The 23,754-nt window shown below is 71.2% G+C and carries 20 protein-coding genes; 11 read left to right on the forward strand and 9 right to left on the reverse strand.

Annotated elements, in window-relative coordinates:
* Nucleotides 1-37 precede the first annotated feature (37 nt).
* From Q9R28_RS10360 to Q9R28_RS10375, 4 genes are all read left to right on the forward strand, one after another.
* Nucleotides 38-973, forward strand: a complete 936-nt coding sequence (locus Q9R28_RS10360) for a carbohydrate ABC transporter permease (protein WP_066655681.1) — start codon at nt 38-40, stop codon at nt 971-973.
* Entirely contained in the window at nt 970-1,953 is a 984-nt protein-coding gene (locus Q9R28_RS10365) for a carbohydrate ABC transporter permease (RefSeq protein ID WP_066655680.1), read from the forward strand. Before Q9R28_RS10360 ends, Q9R28_RS10365 begins: the two co-directional genes overlap by 4 nt.
* A gap of 102 nt (nt 1,954-2,055) precedes the next feature.
* The gene (locus Q9R28_RS10370; RefSeq protein ID WP_209685688.1) at nt 2,056-3,387 is read left to right on the forward strand and encodes a sugar ABC transporter substrate-binding protein; all 1,332 of its coding nucleotides are present in this window, start codon (nt 2,056-2,058) and stop codon (nt 3,385-3,387) included.
* A gap of 75 nt (nt 3,388-3,462) precedes the next feature.
* Entirely contained in the window at nt 3,463-5,289 is a 1,827-nt protein-coding gene (locus tag Q9R28_RS10375; RefSeq protein WP_311206031.1) for a beta-galactosidase, read from the forward strand.
* 145 nt (nt 5,290-5,434) lie between these two features.
* Here the strand turns inward: Q9R28_RS10375 and Q9R28_RS10380 are convergent, their stop codons facing one another.
* Nucleotides 5,435-5,869: a hypothetical protein gene (locus Q9R28_RS10380; protein ID WP_209685692.1), complete on the reverse strand. Its 435-nt coding sequence runs from the start codon at nt 5,867-5,869 to the stop codon at nt 5,435-5,437.
* Nucleotides 5,866-6,195, reverse strand: coding sequence for a biopolymer transporter Tol (locus Q9R28_RS10385; RefSeq protein WP_251154533.1), 330 nt, complete (start codon nt 6,193-6,195; stop codon nt 5,866-5,868). The genes Q9R28_RS10380 and Q9R28_RS10385 overlap by 4 nt, the downstream gene beginning before the upstream one ends.
* A 45-nt stretch (nt 6,196-6,240) precedes the next feature.
* On the opposite strand from Q9R28_RS10385, the gene Q9R28_RS10390 reads away from it, so the two are divergent.
* The gene (locus tag Q9R28_RS10390; protein WP_245172420.1) at nt 6,241-7,314 is read left to right on the forward strand and encodes a spore photoproduct lyase family protein; all 1,074 of its coding nucleotides are present in this window, start codon (nt 6,241-6,243) and stop codon (nt 7,312-7,314) included.
* Between the two features lie 65 nt (nt 7,315-7,379).
* Here Q9R28_RS10390 and Q9R28_RS10395 read toward each other — a convergent pair whose 3' ends face one another.
* The 3 genes from Q9R28_RS10395 to Q9R28_RS10405 all read right to left on the reverse strand — a co-directional run bounded on the left by Q9R28_RS10395 (nt 7,380) and on the right by Q9R28_RS10405 (nt 9,215).
* The gene (locus Q9R28_RS10395; RefSeq protein ID WP_126891475.1) at nt 7,380-7,556 is read right to left on the reverse strand and encodes a CsbD family protein; all 177 of its coding nucleotides are present in this window, start codon (nt 7,554-7,556) and stop codon (nt 7,380-7,382) included.
* A gap of 130 nt (nt 7,557-7,686) precedes the next feature.
* Nucleotides 7,687-8,781 (reverse strand): SDR family oxidoreductase, encoded by a 1,095-nt coding sequence (locus Q9R28_RS10400; RefSeq protein ID WP_311206032.1) that lies wholly within the window; start codon nt 8,779-8,781, stop codon nt 7,687-7,689.
* Nucleotides 8,782-8,816: 35 nt separating this feature from the next.
* Nucleotides 8,817-9,215: a DUF3253 domain-containing protein gene (locus tag Q9R28_RS10405; RefSeq protein ID WP_066658549.1), complete on the reverse strand. Its 399-nt coding sequence runs from the start codon at nt 9,213-9,215 to the stop codon at nt 8,817-8,819.
* A 124-nt stretch (nt 9,216-9,339) separates the two neighbouring features.
* Between Q9R28_RS10405 and Q9R28_RS10410 the strand changes: the two genes are divergently transcribed.
* Nucleotides 9,340-10,620 carry an alpha-amylase family glycosyl hydrolase gene (locus Q9R28_RS10410; protein WP_066658547.1) on the forward strand — a complete coding sequence of 427 codons (1,281 nt, stop codon included), beginning with the start codon at nt 9,340-9,342 and terminating at the stop codon, nt 10,618-10,620.
* Nucleotides 10,621-10,723: 103 nt separating this feature from the next.
* Here the strand turns inward: Q9R28_RS10410 and mmsB are convergent, their stop codons facing one another.
* The 3 genes from mmsB to chvE all read right to left on the reverse strand — a co-directional run bounded on the left by mmsB (nt 10,724) and on the right by chvE (nt 14,678).
* The gene (mmsB, locus tag Q9R28_RS10415) at nt 10,724-11,905 is read right to left on the reverse strand and encodes a multiple monosaccharide ABC transporter permease (protein WP_066655663.1); all 1,182 of its coding nucleotides are present in this window, start codon (nt 11,903-11,905) and stop codon (nt 10,724-10,726) included.
* The gene (mmsA, locus tag Q9R28_RS10420) at nt 11,892-13,442 is read right to left on the reverse strand and encodes a multiple monosaccharide ABC transporter ATP-binding protein (RefSeq protein ID WP_066655660.1); all 1,551 of its coding nucleotides are present in this window, start codon (nt 13,440-13,442) and stop codon (nt 11,892-11,894) included. Before mmsA ends, mmsB begins: the two co-directional genes overlap by 14 nt.
* Before the next feature lie 102 nt (nt 13,443-13,544).
* Complete coding sequence (chvE, locus tag Q9R28_RS10425; protein ID WP_066655659.1) at nt 13,545-14,678, reverse strand: multiple monosaccharide ABC transporter substrate-binding protein; 1,134 nt, start codon at nt 14,676-14,678, stop codon at nt 13,545-13,547.
* Between the two features lie 181 nt (nt 14,679-14,859).
* Here chvE and Q9R28_RS10430 point away from each other — a divergent pair, with 181 nt between their 5' ends.
* A complete protein-coding gene (locus tag Q9R28_RS10430; RefSeq protein WP_311206033.1) occupies nt 14,860-15,909 on the forward strand; it encodes a substrate-binding domain-containing protein in 1,050 nt (349 codons plus the stop codon).
* Between the two features lie 117 nt (nt 15,910-16,026).
* On the opposite strand, the gene Q9R28_RS10435 is transcribed toward Q9R28_RS10430, so the two are convergent.
* Nucleotides 16,027-18,096, reverse strand: a complete 2,070-nt coding sequence (locus tag Q9R28_RS10435; RefSeq protein WP_066655652.1) for a glycoside hydrolase family 127 protein — start codon at nt 18,094-18,096, stop codon at nt 16,027-16,029.
* Nucleotides 18,097-18,246: 150 nt separating this feature from the next.
* Here Q9R28_RS10435 and Q9R28_RS10440 point away from each other — a divergent pair, with 150 nt between their 5' ends.
* From Q9R28_RS10440 to araA, 4 genes are all read left to right on the forward strand, one after another.
* The gene (locus Q9R28_RS10440) at nt 18,247-19,251 is read left to right on the forward strand and encodes a LacI family DNA-binding transcriptional regulator (protein WP_209685698.1); all 1,005 of its coding nucleotides are present in this window, start codon (nt 18,247-18,249) and stop codon (nt 19,249-19,251) included.
* A gap of 503 nt (nt 19,252-19,754) precedes the next feature.
* Nucleotides 19,755-21,515, forward strand: a complete 1,761-nt coding sequence (locus Q9R28_RS10445) for an FGGY-family carbohydrate kinase (RefSeq protein WP_311206034.1) — start codon at nt 19,755-19,757, stop codon at nt 21,513-21,515.
* Nucleotides 21,512-22,222, forward strand: coding sequence for an L-ribulose-5-phosphate 4-epimerase (locus Q9R28_RS10450; RefSeq protein ID WP_066655643.1), 711 nt, complete (start codon nt 21,512-21,514; stop codon nt 22,220-22,222). The genes Q9R28_RS10445 and Q9R28_RS10450 overlap by 4 nt, the downstream gene beginning before the upstream one ends.
* Entirely contained in the window at nt 22,219-23,745 is a 1,527-nt protein-coding gene (gene araA / locus Q9R28_RS10455; RefSeq protein ID WP_251154539.1) for an L-arabinose isomerase, read from the forward strand. The genes Q9R28_RS10450 and araA overlap by 4 nt, the downstream gene beginning before the upstream one ends.
* The last annotated feature ends 9 nt before the right edge of the window (nt 23,746-23,754 follow it).

A 23,754-nucleotide genomic window follows, 5' to 3' on the forward strand; every position in this document is an offset into this window, starting at 1 on the left:
CGGTCCGGAACCCGAACGCAGCAGACAAGGGAGTCACATGAGCACGCTCGCAGCGCGCCCGGCCGAGGCGGCACCGCCGGCGCGGCCGACCGCTCGCCGCCCGAAGGTCCGGGGGCGGTACACCGGCTGGCTGTTCGTCGGCCCCTTCGTCGTCGTCCTCGTGGCGATGCTCATCGTGCCGATCGGCTATGCGCTCTGGCTCAGCCTGTTCCGCGACCAGCTCATCGGCGGCAACCAGTTCGTGTGGTTCGCCAACTACGTGCAGCTGTTCCAGGACGCCCAGTTCTGGGAGGGCCTCGGTCGCGTGGCACTCTTCCTGGTCGTGCAGGTCCCGATCATGCTCGGCCTCGCGCTCGTGGCGGCCCTCGCGCTCGACAGCGCACGGCTCTGGGGCACCGGGTTCTTCCGCATCGCCGTGTTCCTGCCGTACGCCGTGCCCGGCGTGGTCGCCGCCCTCATCTGGGGCTTCATCTACGGCAACCAGTTCGGCCTCACGGGCGCCGCGAACAGCGCGCTCGGCATCGACCTGCTCCAGCCGTTCAGCCCGACCTGGGTCCTCACGTCGATCGGCAACGTGGTCACGTGGGAGTTCCTCGGCTACAACATGCTGATCTTCTACGCCGCCCTGCGCGTCGTGCCCGGTGAGCTCTACGAGGCTGCCGAGCTCGACGGCGCCGGCCCGCTGCGCACCGTCTTCTCGATCAAGCTGCCCGCCCTGCGCGGCCCGATGGTCATCGCGACGATCTTCTCGATCATCGGCAGCTTCCAGCTCTTCAACGAGCCGAACCTGCTGAAGACGCTCGCGCCGAACGTCATCGGCAGCGCCTTCACCCCGAACATGTACGCCTACTCGCTGTCCTTCAGCGGCCAGCAGTTCAACTACTCCGCCACCGTCGCCATCGTCATGGGTGTCATCACCGCCGTGATCGCCTACGTCGTCCAGGTCCGCGGAACCCGCCAGGAGAACCGATGAGCACCCTGCAGCAGCCCGCCGCCGGCGCGACCAGCCCGGCCACGGTCACCGAGGCGACCACCACCCAGCGCGACCCGGGGGACCGGGCGACCCGCGCCTCCCGGTCGCGCCGCGCCGGCAAGCCCGTCGACGGACGCAAGGTGAAGCGCTCCGGTCTCCTGACCGCCGTGATGGTCGTCTTCGTCGTCTACTCGTTCGCACCGCTGTTCTACCTGCTGGTGAACAGCACCAAGACCCAGGCGTCCCTGCTGTCGACGTTCGGCCTGTGGTTCGGCGGCGACTTCAACCTCTGGCAGAACATCGTCGACACCCTCACCTACAACGACGGCATCTTCCTGCAGTGGCTCGGCAACACGCTGCTGTACGTGGTCGTCGGTGCCGGTGGCGCCACCCTGCTCGCCACGGTCGCCGGCTACGGCATGGCGAAGTTCCAGTTCCCCGGCCGTCGCGCGGTCTTCGCCGTCGTCCTCGGGGCGATCGCCGTCCCCGGCACCGCCCTCGCCGTCCCGACCTTCCTGCTCTTCTCGCAGTTCGGCCTGACGAACACCCCCTGGGCGATCATCCTGCCGTCGCTCATCAGCCCGTTCGGGATGTACCTCATCTGGACCTACGCGATCGACGCGATCCCGACCGAGCTCATCGAGGCCGCCCGCATGGACGGCGCCGGCGAGTTCCGGATCTTCTTCACCATCGCGCTGAAGCTCCTCACGCCCGGTGTCGTCACCGTCCTGCTCTTCGCGGTCGTCGCCACCTGGAACAACTACTTCCTGCCGCTCATCATGCTGAGCGACCCGAAGTGGTACCCGCTCACGGTCGGCCTCAACCAGTGGAACGCCCAGGCCACCGGCTCCGGCGCGCAGCCGATCTACAACCTCGTCGTCACCGGATCGCTCCTCACGATCATCCCGATCGTGGTCGCGTTCCTCTTCCTCCAGCGCTTCTGGCAGTCCGGCCTCGCGGCCGGTTCCGTCAAGGCCTGACCCTCCGGACGGGAGGCGCGCCGGCAGCCCGCCACGCGCCTCCCGACCGGGACACAGCAGCACCACCCCAGCCCCAGATCACGAAGAAGTGGAAGGCAACCCATGAACAAGCGTCTCCGGCGCGGGCTCAGCGCCCTCGCCATCGGCGTCACCGCCGCCATCGCGATGACCGCCTGCGCCTCCGGCAGCTCCGCCGGCGGCTCGGCGGACGACATCGACAAGGCCCTCAAGGACGGCGGCACGCTGACCTACTGGTCCTGGACCCCCTCGGCCAAGGACCAGGTCGCCGCGTTCGAGAAGCAGTACCCGAAGGTCAAGGTCAAGCTGGTCAACGCCGGCACCGGAGCCGACCAGTACACGAAGCTGCAGAACACGATCAAGGCCGGCTCGGGTGCTCCCGACGTCGCGCAGGTCGAGTACTACGCGCTGCCGCAGTTCGCCCTGTCCGACTCGCTCGTCGACCTGTCGTCGTACGGCTTCGGCGACCTCGAGAGCAAGTTCTCGAAGGGCACCTGGAGCAACGTCGCCATGGACGGCAAGGTCTACGGCCTGCCCCAGGACTCCGGCCCCATGGCGCTGTTCTACAACAAGAAGGTCTTCGACGAGTACGGCATCGAGGTGCCGAAGACGTGGGACGAGTACATCGCCGCCGGCAAGAAGCTGCACGAGGCGGACTCGTCGAAGTACATCGCGGCGGACTCCGGCGACGCCGGCTTCACCACGAGCATGATCGCCCAGGCCGGTGGCACCCCGTTCACGACCGACGGCGACAAGATCACCATCGACCTGCACGACGCCGGCACGCAGAAGTGGGCGAAGACCTGGGACCAGCTCGTCGAGCAGGGCCTGCTGTCGAAGACCACCGGCTGGACCGACGACTGGTACAAGCAGCTCGGCAACGGCCAGATCGCCACGATGGTCACCGGCGCCTGGATGCCCGGCAACCTGATGGCCAGCGTGCCGGACGCGAAGGGTGACTGGCGCGTCGCCCCGATGCCGACCTACGACGGCGGCCAGGCCCAGACCGCCAGCAACGGCGGCAGCTCGCAGGTCGTCATGAAGCAGTCGAAGAACCCGGCCCTCGCCGCCGGCTTCCTGAAGTGGCTGAACTCGTCGGAGGAGTCCACGAAGGTCTTCATGCAGTCCGGCGGCTTCCCGTCGACGACCGCTGACCTGAACTCGAGCTCGTTCCTGGACGAGAAGCCCGAGTACTTCGGTGGCCAGCAGATCAACAAGGTCCTCGTCGACGCCTCGAAGTCCTCGGCGAACGACTTCACCTACCTGCCGTACCAGGTCTACGCGAACAGCGTCTACGCCGACACCGTGGGGCAGTCATACCAGAACGGCACCTCGCTCGAGGGCGGTCTGGAGGCCTGGCAGAAGGCACTCGTGAAGTACGGCAAGGACCAGGGCTTCACGGTCGAGAGCAAGTAACACCCGCGTTCCCCACACCCCGGGGCCGTGCGGACACCACGTCCGCACGGCCCCGTCGTACGAGAGAGACACACCATGCGCTTCGCCATCGGCGACTCCGACTTCCTGCTCGACGGCGAGCCGCACCGGGTCCTGTCCGGCGCGATCCACTACTTCCGCGTGCACCCGGACCTCTGGCAGGACCGGATCCGCAAGGCGAAGCTGATGGGCCTCAACACCATCGAGACCTACGTCGCCTGGAACGCCCACGCGCCGCGTCCCGGTGTGTTCGACCTGACCGGCGGCCTCGACCTGGGCCGGTTCCTCGACCTGGTCGCCGCCGAGGGCATGCACGCCATCGTCCGTCCCGGGCCCTACATCTGCGCCGAGTGGTCGAACGGCGGCCTGCCCTACTGGCTCTTCGCCGACGGCACCGTCGGCGTCCGCCGGAACGAGCCGGGCTTCCTCGCCGCCGTGCAGGAGTACCTCGAGCACCTCGCGCCGGTGCTCGTCCCGCGCCAGATCGACCAGGGCGGCCCGATCGTGCTCGTGCAGGTCGAGAACGAGTACGGCGCCTACGGCTCGGACGCGTCCTACCTGAGGGCGCTCGAGGAGATGCACCGGGCCATCGGTCTGACCGTCCCGTTCACGAGCGTCGACCAGCCGATGGACTCGATGCTCGAGGACGGCTCGTTGCCCTCGCTGCACAAGACCGGCTCGTTCGGGTCCCGCTCCACGGAGCGTCTCGCGCGCCTCCGCCAGGCGCAGCCGACCGGCCCGCTCATGTGCTCCGAGTTCTGGGACGGCTGGTTCGACAGCTGGGGCGAGCACCACCACACCACCCCGGCGTCCGCGTCGGCGTCGGACCTCGACGACCTGCTCGCCGCCGGCGGCTCCGTCAACATCTACATGTTCCACGGCGGCTCGAACTTCGGCTTCACCAACGGCGCGAACGACAAGGGCGTGTACCGGCCGATCGCGACGTCCTACGACTACGACGCCCCGCTCGACGAGGCCGGTCGCCCGACGGCGAAGTTCCACGCGTTCCGCGCGGTCATCGAGCGCTACGCACCCGTCCCGCCGCTGCCCGAGTCGATGCGGGAGGGTGGGTCGGGCCGCCTTGAATCGTATGATCGTTCGAGCGGCCGGGAGGCGCGGGTCACCCCCGCCACGGACCTCGCGGTCCGCCTGGACCGCGTCGCGTCGCTCCGCTCCCTGCTGCCCACGCTCACCGACTGGTCGACGCACGACGAGCCGCCGACCTTCGACGCCCTCGGCGCCGCGAGCGGCTTCGTGCTGTACCGCACCGAGGTCGACCTGCCGGACGGCGGCGTCCTGACCGTCGGCACCGAGGTCCGCGACCGTGCGGTCGTCTCGGTGGACGGGGTCGTCGTCGGCGTCCTCGAGCGCGAGCACCACGACCGGGCGATCGCGCTCCCGCCGGTCACCGGCACGCTCGAGCTCCTCGTCGAGGACCAGGGGCGCGTCGACTACGGCCCCCGCATCGGCGAGCCGAAGGGCCTGATCGGCGGCGTGGCCGTCGACGGTGTGCCGCTCGCCCGGTGGTCGGCGTCACCGCTCGCGCTCGACCCGATCGCACCGGCGGCCGTCGACCAGCTCGCGGCGCTGGTACCCACCGACGGTGACGTGCTGGCCGGGCCCGTGCTCGCCGCCGGGTCGTTCGACCTGAGGTCCACCGAGGACCGCTACCTGTCGCTCGACGGCTTCCGCAAGGGTGTCGCCTGGGTGAACGGGTTCTGCCTCGGGCGGTACTGGTCGCGCGGGCCGCAGCAGACGCTGGCCGTGCCGGGGCCGGTGCTCCGTGCCGGTCGGAACGAGGTCGTCGTGTTCGAGCTGCACGCCTCGGCGTCCCGCACGGTCTGCATGCTGCTCGAGCCCGACCTGGGACACACCGAGGCCTGACGCGGGCGCGTCTCCGGGCGCCGGGCACTCCCGGGCGTACCTGGTGAGAACGGGCGTACCTGGTCGGACGAATCGACCAGGTACGCCCGTTCTCGCTTCCCATCGCGAGTGTTCTGGGAAGGATCGGGCGGACTCAGGCGTCCGCTCAGTGGCGCACCCGGAGCAGCCCTTCGCGTCGCCAGCGCCAGAGCGGAGCGAACCTCGTGCCGTCGTCCTGCCACGCCTGGGTCAGGAGCCAGATCTGCCGCCGACGCACGACGCCGCGCTCGTCCCGCCACTCGACGAAGCCGTCGTCGAGAACGGTGTCGATCCCGGCCCGCGGCGCGGACCACGACAGCAGGAAGCCGACGTACTCGAGTCGGTCCTCGGTCAGGCGGACGGCGACGCGGGGGAGCCGGACCGACACGACCGTCCCGAGAGCGACGACGGCAGCACCGAGCACGAAGCAGAAGACGCGGGCCGAGGCATCCGGGTCGGTCGCGATCGATGCCAGGACGATCCCGGTACCGACCACGACGGGGCCGAACACCACGGCTGTGAGGACCCGGTCCGGACGAGGCGGCCGGATCAGGATCGTCACTGTGCGTCTTCGTCGAGGGCGTCGAGGGCGTCGAGGGCGCCGAGGTCGGCCAGGGCGCGCTCGGCGTCGGCGATCCGGTCGGCTTCGGGGCGGGTCCACCACTCGGGGCCGCGCTCGCCGAGCCCGTGCTTCGCCAGGCCGTTCCGGTGCCGGGCGGCGGCGAGGGCGTCCTCGTCGCCGGCGCGCTTCGCCTGCCGCACGGCGTTGCGCCCGCGGCCGAGGTGCGAGCGGAGTGCCGCGGCGACCTCCTCGGGCAACGCGGGGTCGGTGCGACGCCACCGGCGGCCGTCGACGACGAAGAAGTGGTCGTCGGGCTCGGCGGTCATGCTCCCGAGTCTGCACCGTCGGTGGTCGGCGGTAGACAGGTGCCGATGACGGAACCACGCGTGCGACCCATGCTCGACGTCAAGCGGATCTACGCCGAGGATGCTGCCCTCGAGCTCCCGCGCGGGCAGGAGGTCCTCGGGCGCTGGCCGGACGCCGAGATCGTGCCGGTCGCCTCGCACTGGAACATCCCCGAGGTCCACGGCGACGAGCGCAACGTGCAGCGCTGGGTCCGGATCAAGACCGAGGCGCTCGTGCTCGGCGTGAAGAAGTCGCTCGTCACCCGGCCGAACGGGCGCTCCGCCGACTTCATCGCCCCGTCGACGGCGAACGGGTGCGCGATGGCGTGCGCCTACTGCTACGTGCCGCGGCGCAAGGGGTACTCGAACCCGGTGACGGTGTTCGCGAACATCGAGCAGATCACGAAGCACGTGGCGCGCAACATCGCGAAGCAGGGGCCGAAGACCGAGCCGAACCAGTGCGACCCGGACGCCTGGGTCTACGACATCGGCGAGAACAGCGACTGCTCGGTCGACGCGGTGATCAGCGACAACGTGCGCGACCTCTGCGACCTCTTCCGGATGACGCCCACCGCGAAGGCGTCCTTCGCGACGAAGTACGTCAACCGCGAGCTGCTCGACTGGGACCCGATGGGCCGCACGCGCATCCGGTTCTCGCTCATGCCGCACGAGACCGCGAAGGTCACCGACATCCGCACGAGCCCGATCGCCGCGCGGATCGCCGCGGTCAACGACTTCGTGGACGCCGGGTACGAGGTGCACCTCAACTTCTCGCCCGTGATCCTGACGCCGACGTGGGAGTCGGACTGGGCCGAGCTGCTGCGCCAGGTCGACGACGTGCTGTCCCCCGCGGCCAAGGCGCAGCTCGCGGCCGAGGTGATCTTCCTGACGCACAACCAGCCCCTGCACGAGGTCAACCTCGGCTGGCACCCGAAGGCCGAGGACCTGCTCTGGCGTCCCGACCTGCAGGAGCAGAAGGTGTCGCAGAACGGTGCGGTCAACGTGCGCTACCGGTCGGGCATGAAGGGGCAGCTCGTCGAGCGGTTCCGTGAGCTGGTGGCGGAACACCTGCCGTCCTGCCGCATCCGGTACGCCTTCTAGGCACCTCGCCCCGGAACGACGAACGCCCGCACCGCTCGAGCGGTACGGGCGTCAGAGCGCGAGGCTCACTTGCCGTCGAACGCGTCCTTGGCCTTCTCCTTGTCGAGGCGACCCTCGCCCATGACCTGGTCCTTCTGGCCCTGGTGCGTGAGCTCGGCGTCGTCGGTCTTCTTGCCGACGGCCTCCTCGACCTTGCCGGCGACCTTCTGGGTGACGTCCTTGGCCTTGTCTCCGAGCGACATGGTGTCTTCCTTCCTCCGGGAACCGCCGAGGGCTCCCGGCGTCTGTGGAACCGAGACAACCAGGGCGTCGGCGCCGACTCGCGGCCCGGTCGGAGGTTCGTGTACCCCGACCGGGTCGGCCGGGGTACGCCTACGGGACGAGGCGCTCGGCGCGGTAGCGGTCGAACAGGTCGGTGAAGGCCCGCTCGGTCCGGCGGAAGGCGGTGAAGCCCGCCTCGCGGCTCTTGCCCATGTCGGTCACGACCTCCATCGCCCGGCCGAGGTCGGCGTCGGTGTGCCACCACGAGGCCAGCCGTGTGACGTCCGGCTCGGCCAGTCCGTACCGCTCGGCGATGCCGGCCCACGCGCCCTCGTGCGGAGCCATCTGTTCCTCGAGCGGCCGAGGACGGTCCTGGTAGCCGACGACCCGAGCCGGGTCGACGCCGAGGTGTGCGGCGAGACGCGGCCACATCCACCGCCACCGGAACACGTCACCGTTCACGACGTTGAACGGCTCGTCCGCACCCTCGGGGCTGGTGGCTGCCCAGACCATGTGCTCGGCGAGGATGCCGGCGTCGGTCATGTCGGTCAGCCCGTTCCACTGCGCCTCGCTGCCCGGGAACACGAAGTCCAGGCCGAGCTCCTTGGCGAGGGTGGCCTGCACGGCGATGGTCAGGCCCATGTTCATGGCGTTGCCGACGGCGTACCCGATGACGGTGTGCGAGCGGTGCACCGACCACGTGAATCCCTGGCGCTCGGCTGCGGCGAAGAGCTCGTCCTCCTGCGCGTAGTAGAAGTTCGGGGTGTCGAGCCGCGGCTCCTCCTCGTGGAAGGGCGTGTCCGGCATCTCGCCCGCCGCGTACGCCTCGAACGGGCCGAGGTAGTGCTTCAGCCCGGTCACCAGGGCGACGTGGGCGAGCGGCGCGTGGGACAGCGCGGCGAGCAGGTCGCGGACCATGCCGCCGTTCACGCGGATGTTCTCGGCCTCGGTGTCCTGGCGCTGCCACGCGGTGAAGAACACGTGCGTGGGCCGCTCGTCGGCGAGGGCCGCCGTCAGCGAGTCCGGGTCGCGGAGGTCGGCGGCGATGGTCCGGACACCGTCGCGCGCGAGCGGGCGGCGGGAGAGTGCGGTCACGTCCCACCCGAGACCGAGCAGGTGGTCGACGAGGGCGGAGCCGGTGATGCCGCTGGCACCCACGACGAGGGCTTCGGGGCGGGCGGGGGTCGGTTCTGTGGTGGTCGTCATCGTCGGGTGCAACGCGCGCCGACGACGGGTGTTCCCTACCGGGGGCGTCGGATCCGGATCGGACCCTTCGCCGTGGACGGGTCGACCACGCTGCCGTGCTGGGTGATCTCGACCTCACCCCGCGCGACCATGCGACGTGCTGCCCGTCGGGCGGGCTCCATCAGGGGGCGCCAGTCGTCGGGCTCGAGGGACCGCGCGACCTCGGACGGGCAGATGCTCGACGTCCGTGCGCGGGCGGCGAGCAGCTCGTCGATCCGCTGCTCCAGGGCACGGTCGGTGGCGTCGACGCCGTGCTTCCGGCACGCAGCCGAGCACCACTTCGCGTCGGGGGAGGCGGACGACGGCATCCGCCGACCGCACGACGCGCAGGTCCGTTCCGCGTGCGCCTCCTGCGATGCCGATGCGTCCGCAGCGGTCCTGATCGCTCGTCCCATGCGCACCATCCTGGTCCTGCGGTCCGACACGACCCACAGCACAGGCTCGGCTGGCACGATCGGACCGGTGGAGCCCGAACCGAACGACCCCCGCCCGCACGGACCCGCCTGGGTCGAGCACGCGATGTGGTGGCACGTCTACCCGCTCGGCGCGGTCGGCGCCGAGGTCCGTCCGACGACGCCCGTCGATGACCGTCCGGTCGAGCACCGGCTCCAGCGGCTCGTGCCCTGGCTCGACCACGTCGTCGCCCTCGGGCTGAACGGCCTGCTGCTCGGGCCGGTCTTCGCGAGCTCGACGCACGGGTACGACACCGTCGACCACTTCCGGGTCGACCCCCGACTCGGCGACGAGGCCGACCTCGTCGCGCTGGTCGGGGCCGCCCACGAGCGCGGTGTCCGGGTCGTGCTCGACGGCGTGTTCAACCACGTCGGGCGCGAGCACCCCGCCTTCCGTGCGCTCGAGGAACAGGGCCCGGACGCCCCGACCGCGGAGCTCTTCGCGGTCGAACGGTCCGGTTGGCAGGCAGGGGACCCCGTGCCGGTCCGCGACTTCGAGGGGCACGACATCCTCGTCGCGCTCGACCACGAGGGCCGCGCCGCCGAGGACCTGGTGGTCGAGGTGATGACCTACTGGCTCGCCCGCGGGGTCGACGGTTGGCGGCTCGACGCCGCGTACGCCGTGCCGCCGTCGTTCTGGGCACGGGTGCTGCCGCGGGTGCGCGAGCAGTACCCCGACGCCTGGTTCAGCGGCGAGGTCATCCACGGTGACGCAGCTGCGATCGTCGCGGCGTCGACGATGGACTCCACCACGCAGTACGAGCTGTGGCAGGCGGTCTGGCACGGGATCGCCGACCGGAACTGCTTCGAGCTGGCACACGCCGTGGAGCGGCACGATGCCCTGCTCGCGACGTTCGTCCCCACCACGTTCGTCGGCAACCACGACGTGACGCGGATCGCGAGCGCGGTGGGGGAGCGGTTCGCCGGGCACGCCGCCGCGGTGCTGTTCACCGTGGCCGGCACCCCCGTGGTCTACGCGGGGGACGAGTACGGCTGGACCGGGGTCAAGGAGGAACGCGAGGGTGGCGACGACGCCGTCCGTCCGGAGCTGCCCGCGATGCCGCCCGAGCCGGACGACCTGACCCACGCGCACGAGGCCCTCGTCGCCCTGCGTCGGCGGAACCCCTGGCTGCACCGGGCGCACACCGACGTCGTCCACCTGACCAACACGGCCGTGGTCCTGCGCACCGCGACGGCCGACGCCGCGGTGGTGACCGCCCTGAACCTGGCCGACGACCCGGTGGAGGTGCCCGCGGCCGACGCGACACGGGTCGAGGCGGGCGGGGGCGACCTGCGGGACGGCACCCTGCGCCTCCCGGCCGCCGCCTGGGCCGTCCTGACCGCCTGACGCTTCCGCGTACAGAACGAGGCTCGGGCCGGCGGACGGTTCCGCGGTCCCACGACCACGGAACTGTCCGCCGACCCGAGCCTCGGCGAAGGGGGATCGACCGCTACTTGCGGGCGGACGCCGCCCGGCGCTTGTTGAACACGTCGAACGCGACGGCGGCGAGCAGCACCAGGCCCTTGATGAGGGACTGGAACTCGGTGCCGACACCGAGGATCGACATGCCGTTGTTCAGGATGCCGATGATGAGACCACCGACGATCGCACCCGGCACCGTGCCGATGCCGCCGGTGACGGCGGCGCCACCGATGAACACGGCCGCGATGGCGTCGAGCTCGAAGCCGTTGCCGGCACCCGGGGCGGCCAGGTTGAGCTGGCCCGTGAAGACCACGCCCGCCAGGGCCGCGATGACGCCCATGTTCACGAAGAGCAGGAACGTGACGCGCTTGGTCTTGACGCCGGACAGCTGCGCGGCGAGGGCGTTGCCACCGATCGCGTACACGTGGCGACCGAACACCGAGCTGCGCATGACGACCGAGTAGACGACCACGAGCAGACCGAGGACGACGAGCACGATCGGGGTGCCGTTGTAGCTGGCGAGGAGCAGCGCCACGTAGATCACGAGCGCGGCGCCGAAGGCCGTCTTCACGATGAACCAGGCGAACGGCTCGCTCTCGAGCTGGTACTTGCGACGCGTGATGCGGCCCCGGAAGGCCGAGATCACCATGACGGCGGCGGCCGCGATGCCGAGGATCATCGTGAGCGGCTCGTAGCCCGTGGTGCCGAACGACGGCAGGAAGCCGGAGCCGAGCGAGCGGAAGCCCTCCGGGAAGGGCGAGATCTGCTGGTTCTGCAGCACGATCTGCGTGGCGCCGCGGAACGCGAGCATGCCGGCGAGCGTCACGATGAACGCCGGGATGCCGAAGTACGCGATCCAGAAGCCCTGCCAGGCACCGACGAGGGCGCCGACGACCAGGCAGAGGAGCGCCGCGACCGGCCAGGGGAGGCCCCACTGGGTGATCATGACGCCCGCCATCGCACCGCTGAAGGCGACGACCGACCCGACGGACAGGTCGATGTGGCCGGCGATGATCACCATGACCATGCCGATCGCCAGGATCAGGATGTAGCTGTTCTGGACGATGATGTTCGAGACGTTGATCGGGGCCAGCGTGATGCCGTTCGTCGCCACCTGGAAGAAGATGACGATGACGATCAGCGCGATGAACAGGCCGATCTGTCGGAGCTGCCCGGTGAGGTAGCCGGCGGCGGACTTAAGCGCGTTCATTGACTGGGGTCTCCCGTTCCTGGGTCATGTACTGCATGAGGACCTCTGGCGTGGCCTCGGAGCGGGGCACGTCAGCGGTGATCGTGCCCTCGGAGAGTGTGTAGATGCGGTCGCAGATGCCGAGCAGCTCGGGCAGCTCGGACGAGATCACGATGACGCCCTTGCCCTGGTCGGCCAGGTCGTTGATGAGCGTGTAGATCTCGTACTTCGCGCCGACGTCGATGCCGCGGGTCGGTTCGTCGAGGATGAGCACGTCCGGGTCGGCGTACATCCACTTCGACAGGACGACCTTCTGCTGGTTGCCGCCGGAGAGCTTGCCCGTCACGGCGTCGACGTTCGGCGCCTTGATGTTCATGCTCTTCAGGAAGCCGCCGGCGACGGTGGTCTCCTTCGACGCGTTCACGAAGCCCCAGTCGGCGAGCTTGCCCAGTGCCGAGCCGGAGATGTTCCGCTTGATGTCGTCGATGAGGTTGAGGCCGTACCGCTTGCGGTCCTCGGTGGCGTAGGCGATGCCGTTGTCGATCGCCCGGGTCACCGTGTTCGTCTTGATCGGCACGCCGCGCTTGTAGACGGTGCCGGAGATGCCGGTGCCGTACGAGTGCCCGAAGACGCTCATCGCGAGCTCGGTGCGGCCGGCGCCCATGAGGCCGGCGATGCCGACGACCTCGCCCGCGCGGACGTTCAGGTTCACCTGGTGGATGATCTCGCGGGAGCCGTCGAGCGGGTGGTGGACGGTCCAGTCCTCGATGCGCAGGAGCTCCTCGCCGATCTTCGGCTCGCGCTCCGGGTAGCGGCTGGACAGGTCGCGACCGACCATGCCGCGGATGATCCGGTCCTCGGAGACGTCGTCGGCGTGCATGTCGAGCGTCTCGATGGTCTTGCCGTCGCGGATGATCGTGACCTTGTCCGCGATCGCCTTGATCTCGTTGAGCTTGTGGCTGATGATGATCGCCGTCATGCCCTCGGCCTGCAGCGAGCGGATGAGCTCGAGCAGGTGCTCCGAGTCGTCGTCGTTCAGCGCGGCGGTCGGCTCGTCGAGGATGAGGAGCCGGACCTCCTTCGAGAGCGCCTTCGCGATCTCGACGAGCTGCTGCTTGCCGACACCGATGTCCGTGACCTTGGTGACCGGGTTGTCCCTGAGCCCGACGCGCTTGAGCAGCGCCGCCGCCTCGAGGTTCGTCTGGTTCCAGTCGATGAGCCCGCCCTTGACGCGCTCGTTGCCGAGGAAGATGTTCTCGGCGATCGACAGGAACGGGCTGAGGGCGAGCTCCTGGTGGATGATCACCACGCCCGCCTTCTCGGAGCCGTTGATGTCACCGAACTGCACCGGCTTGCCGTCGAGCAGGATCTCGCCGTCGAAGGAGCCGTGCGGGTAGACGCCCGACAGCACCTTCATCAGGGTCGACTTGCCGGCGCCGTTCTCGCCGCAGATCGCGTGGACCTGACCGCGCTCGACCTCGATCGAGACGCCCTGGAGCGCCTTCACACCGGGGAAGGTCTTGGTGATGTCCCGCATCTCGAGGATGGTGTCCGCCATGTGGACCGCCTTTCCGTCGTCCGCGCCTGGGCGCGGGTGGAGACGGACTGGAGGCGCGGTGCGGGGGTGCACCGCGCCTCCAGTCCTGTGGATGGTTGCGTCCTACTTGAGGTCGGCTTCGGTGTAGTACCCGCTGTCGACGAGGACCTCCTTGTAGTTGGCCTTCGTCACCACCGTGGGCTGGAACAGGTAGGTCGGGACGACCTTGACCTTGTTGTCGTAGCTCTTGGTGTCGTTGACCTCGGGGGTCTTGCCGGAGAGCAGGTCCTCGGCCATCGTCACGGACTGCTTCGCGAGCTTGCGGGTGTCCTTGTAGATGGTGGAGTACTGCTGGCCCGCGATGATCGACTTGACCGAGGCGGCCTCGGCGTCCTGGCCGGTCACGATCGGCAGCGGACGGTCACCCGAGCCGTAGCCGGCGCCCTGGAGGGCCGAGATGATGCCGATCGACATGCCGTCGTAGGGCGAGAGCACGCCGTCGAGCTTCGTGCCGCCGGAGTACGTCGACGCGACGAGGTTCTGCATGCGGGCCTTGGCGGTCGCCGGGTCCCACTGCTGCGTGGCGGCCTGCGAGAGCTGGTCCTGGCCGGAGCCGATCTTCAGCGTGCCGTCCTCGAGGTACGGCTTGAGGGTGTCCATCGCGCCGTTGAAGAAGAACCCGGCGTTGTTGTCGTCGAGCGAGCCGGCGAAGACCTCGATGTTGAAGGGGCCCTTCTTGCCGGTCTTCTCGCCCTTGTCGTCCAGCACGCCGAGCCCCGTGAGGAGCGAGGTGGCCTGGTCGACGCCGACCTTGTAGTTGTCGAACGACACGTAGTAGTCGACGTTCTTGTTGCCGGTGAGCAGGCGGTCGTACGAGATGACCTTGATGCCGGCCTTGGCGGCGGCGTCGAGCTGGTCGGAGAGTGCACCACCGTCGATCGACGCGATGATCAGGACCTTCGCGCCCTTGGTGATCATGTTGCTGACCTGCTGGGCCTGCTGCTGGACCTTGTTGTCGCCGTACTCGAGGTCGACCTTGTAGCCGGCCTTCTCGAGGTCGCTCTTGACGGCGTTGCCGTCCTTGATCCACCGCTCGGAGACCTTGGTCGGCATCGCGACGCCGACGAGGGCGCCCTTGTTGCCGTCCGCGGTGTCGCCGCCGCCCTCGGTGGACGCACGGCCGCCGGCCGAGCATGCTGCCAGGGAGAACGCGATGCCGAGGGCCGCGACCCCCGCGATGATCCTGCGCTTCATCATCGAAGTACCTCTGTTCCTCTCGCGTCGTCCTCGACGCGCTCGGGTGCTGGGGCTGCTGTGCCCCGTGGGATGTGCTCGTGTGAGCGCTCACATACTGAGGGTTCCGTACCGGGGTGTCAACTCGTCGTGACCGTTCCGAGATGTTGTTGCGCCGAGCGGACCGGACGCTACGCTCGGCCACGTGACGACAACGACCGCGCTCGGGGGTCCCGGCGGCAGACGCCGGAAGGCCCCGACGATCTTCGACGTCGCCGAGCGCGCCGGGGTCTCCCACCAGACCGTCTCCCGCGTGATCAACGGCGATCCGACCGTCCGCGACGCCTACCGGGCGCAGGTCACCGACGCCGTCGCCGAGCTCGGCTACCGTCCGCGTGCCGCCGCCCGCGCCCTCGCCGGCGGACGCAGTCGCGCGCTCGGCATCATCACCGCGGGCGACGCGCTGTACGGACCGTCGAGCACCGCGGTCGGCTTCGAGCGTGCCGCGCGGTCGGCCGGGTACCACGTGCTGCTCTCGACGCTGCCGGACGACCCGCGCCCCGTGGACCTGTCCGGGGCGCTCACCACGCTGCTCGCGCAGGACGTCGCCGCGATCGTGCTGGTCGCTGCCGACAACCGCGTGCTCGACGCGCTCGCGTCGCTGACGATCCCGGTCACCGTGCCGGTCGTCGTCGCGAACGCCGTGCAGCGCGACGCCGTCCGGACCCCGGCGGCACGCAGTGTCGCCGCCGTCGCGATCGACCAGGCCGCGGGCACCACCCTCGTGATGGAGCACCTGTTCGCCCGAGGGCACCGCCGGGTCGTGCACATCGCCGGGCCCGCGGTGTCCCAGGAGTCCGAGGTCCGCCGGGAGACCTACGGGCGGATCATGCGCGACGCCGGACTCGAACCGGTCGTGCTCGACGGCGACTGGACCCCGGCGAGCGGCTTCGCGGCGGCGCGGACGATCGACGTGCACGCGGTCGACGCGGTCTTCGCCGGCAACGACCAGATGGCGCTCGGGGTGCTGCACGCCTTCGCCGACGAGGGACTCCGCGTGCCGGACGACATCGCCGTGGTGGGGTTCGACGACATCCCCGAGGCCGCGCACTTCACCCCGCCGCTCACCACCGTGCGCCAGGACTTCATGGCGATGGGGCAGCGGGTGCTCGAGGCGGTCCGGGCCGTCGTCGAGGGGGAGCCCCTCGACGAGACGCTGCTGCTGCCCGAGCTCGTGGTGCGGCGCTCCGCCTGAGCGGCGGCGCCGGTCGTCCCGGTCGCACGACGTGCCGCCAGCGGTCGTCCCGGTCGCACGACGTGCCGTCCGTCGCGCGGACGGACGGCACGTCGTGCGACCTGGGCGGTGCCGCGCTCAGTGGGCGAGCGGCAGCCAGACGCGCATCGGTGCGGGGCCGCGGTTCGCCCAGGCGTAGTACGGCACGGCGGTCGCGGTGACGGCCTGGAGGCCGGTGGTCGCGTCGGCGGGACCGGCCGTGGTCGCGGAGCCGGCCGCGTCGGTGACGGGGGTCGCCCCGGCGGGACCGGCCGCGGTCGCGGAGCCGGCCGCTTCGGTCACGGGGGTGGCGTCGGCGGGGTGCGTCGCGCCTCCCGTCCGCTCCAGCCGTCGGTACGGCCACGCCGCCTGCTCGTGCCGCGCCGGAGCGTGCCCGGCGACGCGCAGCGTGACGACGCCGTCGAGCAGGTCGTCGCGGCGCTCCTCGGTTACCGGCGCGCTCGCGTCGACCGTCAGGTCGTCGACCGTGAAGCCCTGCTGGTCCGCCTGCTCGACGGCGTAGACGAGCGGCCCGCGCTCGATCGCCACCTGGCCCCGTGCCGCGTCGATGCGGGGATCCGCCACGTAGCGGTGCGGCGTCGTGTCGAAGGCGAGCTCGACGGTGTCACCGGCCGTCCACGCGCGCTCGACCACGTGCAGGGTGCCGGGCTCCGGGGTCGCGGTGCCGTCGGGGGTGGTCACGGTGGTGGTGTCCGACCACGCCGGGATGCGGAGTCCGAGCGCCAGGGGGCCGTCCTCGGTCACCGTGACGACCACGCGGCCGTCGTGCGGGTAGCCGGTCGCGACGCGGACGGGGCCGAGGTCGGCGTCCGCGTACTGGTGGACCTGCAGGCCGCCGTCGGTCGCCGTCGCCAGGTACCCGTCGAGGCTCGCGAACGTGCGCATGATGTTCGGCGGGCAGCAGGCGCAGTCGAACCAGCCGCGACGTCCGTGGGCGGGGGAGCGGTTCTCGTCCTGGTGCGCGCCGTCGCGGTGCTGCAGCGGGTTGACGTAGAAGTACTCGGTGCCGGCGAGGCTCACGCCGGGCAGGAACGCGTTGTAGAGCAGGCGCTCGATCGCATCGGCGTACACGGGCTTCCCCGTCGCGAGCAGCAGCCGCCACGCCCACTGGATGCCGCCGATGGCCGCGCACGTCTCGGCGTAGCCGCGGTCCGTCGGGAGCTCGTACGGGTCGCCGAACGCCTCCCAGTCCCAGCGGGCGCCGAGGCCGCCGGTGATGAACGCCTTCGTGGCCGTCATGTCCGCGAACTGGCGCTCGCTCGCCGTGAGGAGCTCGGTGTCGCCGGTCTCGATCGCGACGTCCACGGCACCGGCGGCCAGGTAGACGGCGCGGACGGCGTGGCCCTCGACGGTGGTGGCCTCGCGGACGGGGACCCGGTCGGAGAAGTACGTCGGCTCGCCGCCGGCGCGCTCGATGATGCCGCGCCCGCGGGCGTCGACGAACCAGTGCGCCAGGTCGAGGTAGGCGCGGGTGCCGGTCTCGCGGTACAGCTCGACGAGCCCCATCTCGACGACGGGGTGGCCGTCGACGTCCTGGGTGCGGTCGTCACCCGGGCCGAACGTCCGGACGAGGTGGTCGGCGTTCCGCACGGCCACCTCGAGCAGGCCGGTGTCACCCGTGGCGCGGTGCTGCGCGACCGCGGCCTGGTACAGGTGCCCGGCGCAGTACATCTCGTGGCTCCACTTCAGGTCGACGTACCGCTCGCCCCCGCCCCGGACCTGCTGCACCGAGTCGAGGTAGCCGTCCTCAGCCTGCGCCCTGGCGTAGAGCGCTGTCACCTCGCGCTGCAGCTCGAGCAGGTCGTCGGCCGGGGCCCGGCCGTACTCCCACGCAACGGCCTCGAGCCACTTCGTCACGTCGGAGTCCATGAAGATCGGCCCGACCGCCTCGCCCTGCTCGTCGCCCGCGGCGATGCGCAGGTTCCGGAAGTTCCCTGCGTCGCGGAGGCGCTCGTACCCGCTGCGGACGGCGTCGCGACCGTTGCGGTCCTGGCGCAGTGCCCAGAAGCCCCCGGTGATGCGCGCAGCGCCGGCGGGGAGCGGACGGGACACCAGGTGTGCACCCGCGGTCGGGAGGACCGGGGTCGCGGTCCGCGCCCCGCGTCCCGTCGCGGGGGTGGCCGTCGGGGTTCCGGTCGTGGTGGTCATGGCGCCTCCTTGCGTCTGACTGGCGGCCGTCCGTGCGGAAAGCGCTTTCCGGGACGACCGTACGACAGGTGGTGCGGCAGCACAAGAGCGCAGTCGCCTAGGATCGGCGCGGGCTCGGTCGGCCGGGCCCCTGCCGGAAAGGACGTTGCCGTGGCCACGGACCGCAGAGCCCGACTCGCTCGCATCAGCGACGTCGCAGCGCTCGCCGGGGTGTCCATCGGGACGGCGTCGAAGGCGCTGAACGACACCGGGCAGCTGCGCGACGAGACCCGGGCGCGGGTCAAGGACGCGGCGGAGAAGCTCGGGTTCGTCGGCGACGCACGTGCCCGTGCGCTGTCCTCCGGTCGGACGTGGACGGTCGGCATGGTGACGACCGACTCGTTCGGACGGTTCACGATGCCGGTGCTGCTCGGGGCCGAGGACGCCCTCTCCGCCGGCGAGGTGATGGTCCTGGTCGCCGACACCCGCGACGACCACGTGCGCGAGGCCCACTACCTCCGGTCGCTCGTCGCCCGCGGCGTCGACGGCATCATCGTCACCGGCCGCTCCGCCGATGCCCGGCCGCCGATCGAGGTGCCGGTCCCGGTGCCCGTCGTCTACGCGCTGACCCCGTCCACCGACCCCGCGGACGTCTCGATCACACTCGACGACCCCGCCGGCGCTGCTGCTGCGGCGGCGCACCTCGTCGGACTCGGGCGGCATCGGGTCGCCGTCGTCACGGGCCCGCAGGACGCGCGGTCGGCGGTCGACCGGGCGCGCGGGGCTGCCCCGGTGCTCGGTGACCGGATGGTGGGCGCTCCGATGCACGGGGAGTGGTCCGAGCGCTGGGGGCGGCAGGCCGTCGACCTGCTCGACCGGGAGCCGTCCGCGGTGGACGCGGTGCTGTGCGGGAACGACCAGATCGCCCGTGGCGTGTGCGACCGACTGCGGGAGACCGGGCGGTCGGTGCCGGGGGACGTCGCCGTGACCGGGTACGACGACTGGGACGTGGTGGCGCTCGCGTCGCGGCCCCCGCTGACCACCGTCGACATGCGGCTCGACGAGCTCGGTCGCATCGCGGGCCGGGCGCTGCTCGAGCTCGTGGCCGGAGGGAGTCCGGTCTCGACGGCCGTCACCCCGTCGCTCGTCGTCCGCGAGAGCACCCTCGGCGCGTAGTCCGGCGGCCGGCGGCGGGCGGCGGGCGGCGGGCCGCGGGCGCCGGGCGGCGGGCGGGGTACCCGGCTGCGCGAGCGGGCACGACCTGCCGCGGGCGTGCCGCCGAGCGGGCACGACCTGCCGCGGGGTTGCCGCCGAGCGGGCACGACCTGCCGCGGGGTTGCCGCCGAGCGGGCGAGATGTGTCGGCGAGGGGGGCCGAGGGTGACAGATCGTGCCCGTTCGGTGGGGCTCGGTACGGCTCGGTGGAGAGAGCAGCCTCGCTGCGCGAGCGGGCACGACCTGCCGCGGGCGTTCCGCCGAGTGGGTGGGATGTGTCGACGAGGGATGCCGAGCGTGACGGAACGTGCCCGCTCGGCGCTGGGAGCAGCGGGGGGAGCGGGCGGGAGCGGGCGGGAGCCCGGCGCGCGCGAGCAGGGCGGCGCGCCGACGCGTTGCAGGCGTGAGCGCTCACGTGCCAGGATGTGAGCGCTCACGCAGGACGACGAGGTCTCGGGAGGACACATGAGCGACGACCGCCGGCAGCAGGTCGAGGACGGCCGCACGACACTCGGCATCGAGCTCGGCTCCACCCGGATCAAGGCCGTGCTCGTCGACGAGCAGCTCCGACCGATCGCGAGCGGCTCCCACGAGTGGGAGAACGAGTACGTCGACGGGCGGTGGACCTACCCGCTGGTCGCCGTCGAGACCGGTGTCCGCGCGGCCTACGCCGACCTGGTCGCCGACGTCGAGCGGCAGTTCGGCGTCCGCCCGACGGCCTTCCGCGCGGCGGGCGTCTCGGCGATGATGCACGGCTACCTGGCGTTCGACGAGGACGGCGAGCTCCTCGTCCCGTTCCGCACCTGGCGCAACACCTCGACCGGTCCGGCCGCCGAGCAGCTGAGCGCCGCGCTCGACTTCAACGTCCCGCAGCGCTGGTCGGTCGCGCACCTGTACCAGGCCGTGCTCGACGACGAGTCGCACGTCGCCCAGCTGGCCGGCGTCACGACGCTCGCCGGGTACGTGCACCGCATGCTCACGGGCCGCGACGTCCTCGGCGTCGGCGACGCGAGCGGCATGTTCCCGATCGAGTCCGGCCCGGTCGAGAGCGCCCCGGGGGAGCCCGGTCGCCGCGACTACGACGCGTCGATGCTCGCCGCCACGCAGGACCTGCTCGGCGACCGCGTCCCGGACCTCCGCGCCCTGCTCCCCGAGGTGCTCGTCGCGGGTGAGGACGCGGGTGCGCTCACCCCCGAGGGAGCCACGTGGCTCGACCCCACCGGCACGCTGCAGCCCGGCGTCCCGTTCTGCCCGCCCGAGGGCGACGCCGGCACGGGCATGGTGGCCACGAACGCCGTCGCCCCGCGCACCGGCAACGTCAGCGTCGGCACGAGCATCTTCGCGATGGTCGTGCTCGAGCGGGCGCTCCGGACCCCGCACGAGGAGCTCGACGTCGTCACGACCCCGGCCGGTGACGCGGTCGCGATGGTGCACTGCAACAACGGTGCGAGCGAGATCGCCGCCTGGGCCCGTGTCTTCGGCCGGTTCGCCGAGGCCACGAGCGAACGGACCGGCAGTGCGTCGGTCCCCGTCGACGACGTCTACGCCACCCTGCTGGCCGAGGCCGCCGACGCGGACCCGGACGCCGGCGGGCTGCTCTCCTTCAACTACCTGGCCGGCGAGCCGGTCACGCACGTCGAGGACGGCCGACCGCTGCTGCTGCGCACCCCCGGCGCCCGCTTCACGCTCGGCAACCTCGTCCGCTCCGAGGTGCACGGTGCCTTCGCGACCCTCGCGATCGGCATGGACGTCCTGCACGGCGAGGAGGTCGCCGTCGACCGGATGACCGCGCACGGCGGCCTCTTCCGCACGCCGGGTGCCCCGCAGCGCCTGCTCGCCGCAGCGCTCCGCGTGCCGGTCGCCCTCGAGGAGACCGCGGGCGAGGGTGGCGCCTGGGGCATCGCGGTGCTCGCGGCGTACCTGGAGCACACCGACCGCCCGCTGGAGGACTTCCTCGCCGACACGGTGTTCCGCGGCGACGCGGTCCACGTCGCCGAGCCCGAGGACCGCGACGTCGCGGGCTTCCAGGACTACCTGGCCCGGTACCGCGCGGCCCTCCCCGTGCAGGACGTCGCCGCCGCCGCGACCCGCCCCGGCGTGGCGAACGACCAGGCCGCACCGACGGACCAGGCCGCACCGACGGGGCAGCCCGCACCGACCGACCAGGGCGAGCCGACCGACGTGGTCGAGGCGCGCCTCCAGACCGAGAAGGAGTCAGCCGCATGACCGGACCGATCACGGACGAGACGAGGGCGGCCGTCGCCGCGGCGCGGGAGCGCGTCGCGTCCCTGCACGGCGAGCTCGTCCGCTACGGCCTCGTCATCTGGACGGGCGGCAACGTCTCCGAGCGCGTGCCGGGCACCGACCTGTTCGTCATCAAGCCGAGCGGGGTCTCCAGCGACGACCTCACCCCGGAGAACCAGGTGGTCTGCACCCTCGACGGGCTGCCCGCCGACGGGTGGGGCAACGCGCACGGCCCGTCGTCCGACACCGCCGCGCACGCCTTCGTCTACCGGAACATGCCCGAGGTGGGCGGCGTCGTGCACACCCACTCGACGTACGCCACGGCATGGGCCGCCCGCGCCGAGGAGATCCCCTGCGTGATCACCGCGATGGCGGACGAGTTCGGCGGTCCGATCCCGGTCGGCCCGTTCGCGATCATCGGCGACGACTCCATCGGCCGCGGCATCGTCGACACCCTCGCCGGTCACCGGAGCCGCGCCGTGCTCATGCAGAACCACGGCGTCTTCACGATCGGCAAGGACGCGAAGGACGCCGTGAAGGCGGCGGTGATGTGCGAGGACGTCGCACGCACCGTGCACATCGCGAAGCAGGGCGGGGAGCTCGTGCCGATCGCCCCCGACGACATCGATCGACTCTTCGATCGCTACCAGAACGTCTACGGACAGAACCCCGAAGGAGCCATGCGATGACGCAGGTGAACCCCCAGGCCACCCTCGACAGCTACGAGGTCTGGTTCCTCACCGGGTCGCAGGGCCTGTACGGCGAGGAGACCCTGCGCCAGGTCGAGGAGCAGAGCAAGGCCGTGCACGCGGAGCTCGCGGGTGCACTGCCCGTGAAGCTCGTGTGGAAGCCGGTGCTCAAGGACGCCGACGGCATCCGTCGCGCGCTCATCGAGGCGAGCGCCGACGACAAGGTCATCGGTGTGACGACGTGGATGCACACGTTCAGCCCGGCCAAGATGTGGATCGGTGGCCTGCAGGCGCTGACGAAGCCGCTGCTGCACCTGCACACCCAGGCGAACGTCGCGCTGCCGTGGGGCGACATCGACTTCGACTTCATGAACCTCAACCAGGCCGCGCACGGCGACCGCGAGTTCGGCTACGCGCTGGCCCGCCTCGGCGTCCGGCACGCGACCGCCGTCGGGCACGTGTCCGACCCGCGCGTGGTCTCGCGGGTGGAGAACTGGACGCGCGCCGCGGCCGGTGCGGCGGCCGTCCGCGAGCTGAAGCTGACGCGCTTCGGCGACAACATGCGGTACGTCGCCGTCACCGAGGGCGACAAGACCGAGGCGGAGATCGAGCTCGGCGTGCAGGTGAACACCTGGGCCGTGAACGAGCTGGCCGCAGCGGTGGCCGAGGCCGAGGCGGACACGGCAGCGGTCGACGAGCTCGTCGCCGTCTACGAGCGCGACTACGACGTCGACGCTTCGCTGCGGCGCGACGGCGGTGACCGTCACCAGGCGCTCCGCGACGGAGCCGCGATCGAGCTCGGCCTCCGTGCACTCCTGGAGCAGAACGGCTCCGCCGCGTTCACGACGAACTTCGAGGACCTCGGCACGCTCAAGCAGCTGCCCGGCCTCGCGGTGCAGCGGCTCATGGCCGACGGCTACGGCTTCGGCGCCGAGGGCGACTGGAAGACCGCCGTCCTCGTCCGCGCGATGAACGTCGCCGGTGCGGGCCTGCCCGGTGGGGCCTCCCTCATGGAGGACTACACGTACGACCTCACCCCGGGTGCCGAGAAGATCCTCGGCGCGCACATGCTCGAGGTCTCGCCGACGCTCACCACCGCGACGCCGACGCTCGAGATCCACCCGCTCGGCATCGGCGGCAAGGACGACCCGGTGCGCCTGGTCTTCACCGCGGACGCCGGCGAAGCCGTCGTGGTCGCCCTGTCCGACACGCGCGACGGCTTCCGGCTCACCGCGAACGTCGTCGACGTCGTCCCGCCGACCGAGGCGCTGCCGAACCTGCCGGTCGGCCGTGCCGTCTGGGAGCCGCGTCCGTCGTTCCCGGTCGCCGCGGAGGCCTGGCTCACCGCCGGCGCCGCGCACCACACCGTCATGACGACGGCCGTCGGCCTGCAGGTCGTCGAGGACCTCGCGACCATGGTCGGCACCGAGTTCCTGGTCATCGACGAGCACACCACGGCTCGCGGGTTCCGCGACGAGCTCCGCCTGCAGCAGGCGTGGCACCGTCTCGACCGCGGGTTCTAGGACCGTGAC

Origin of the sequence: Curtobacterium sp. BRD11, assembly GCF_031844345.1 — a bacterium.
In the GTDB taxonomy this organism is placed as follows: Bacteria; Actinomycetota; Actinomycetes; order Actinomycetales; family Microbacteriaceae; genus Curtobacterium.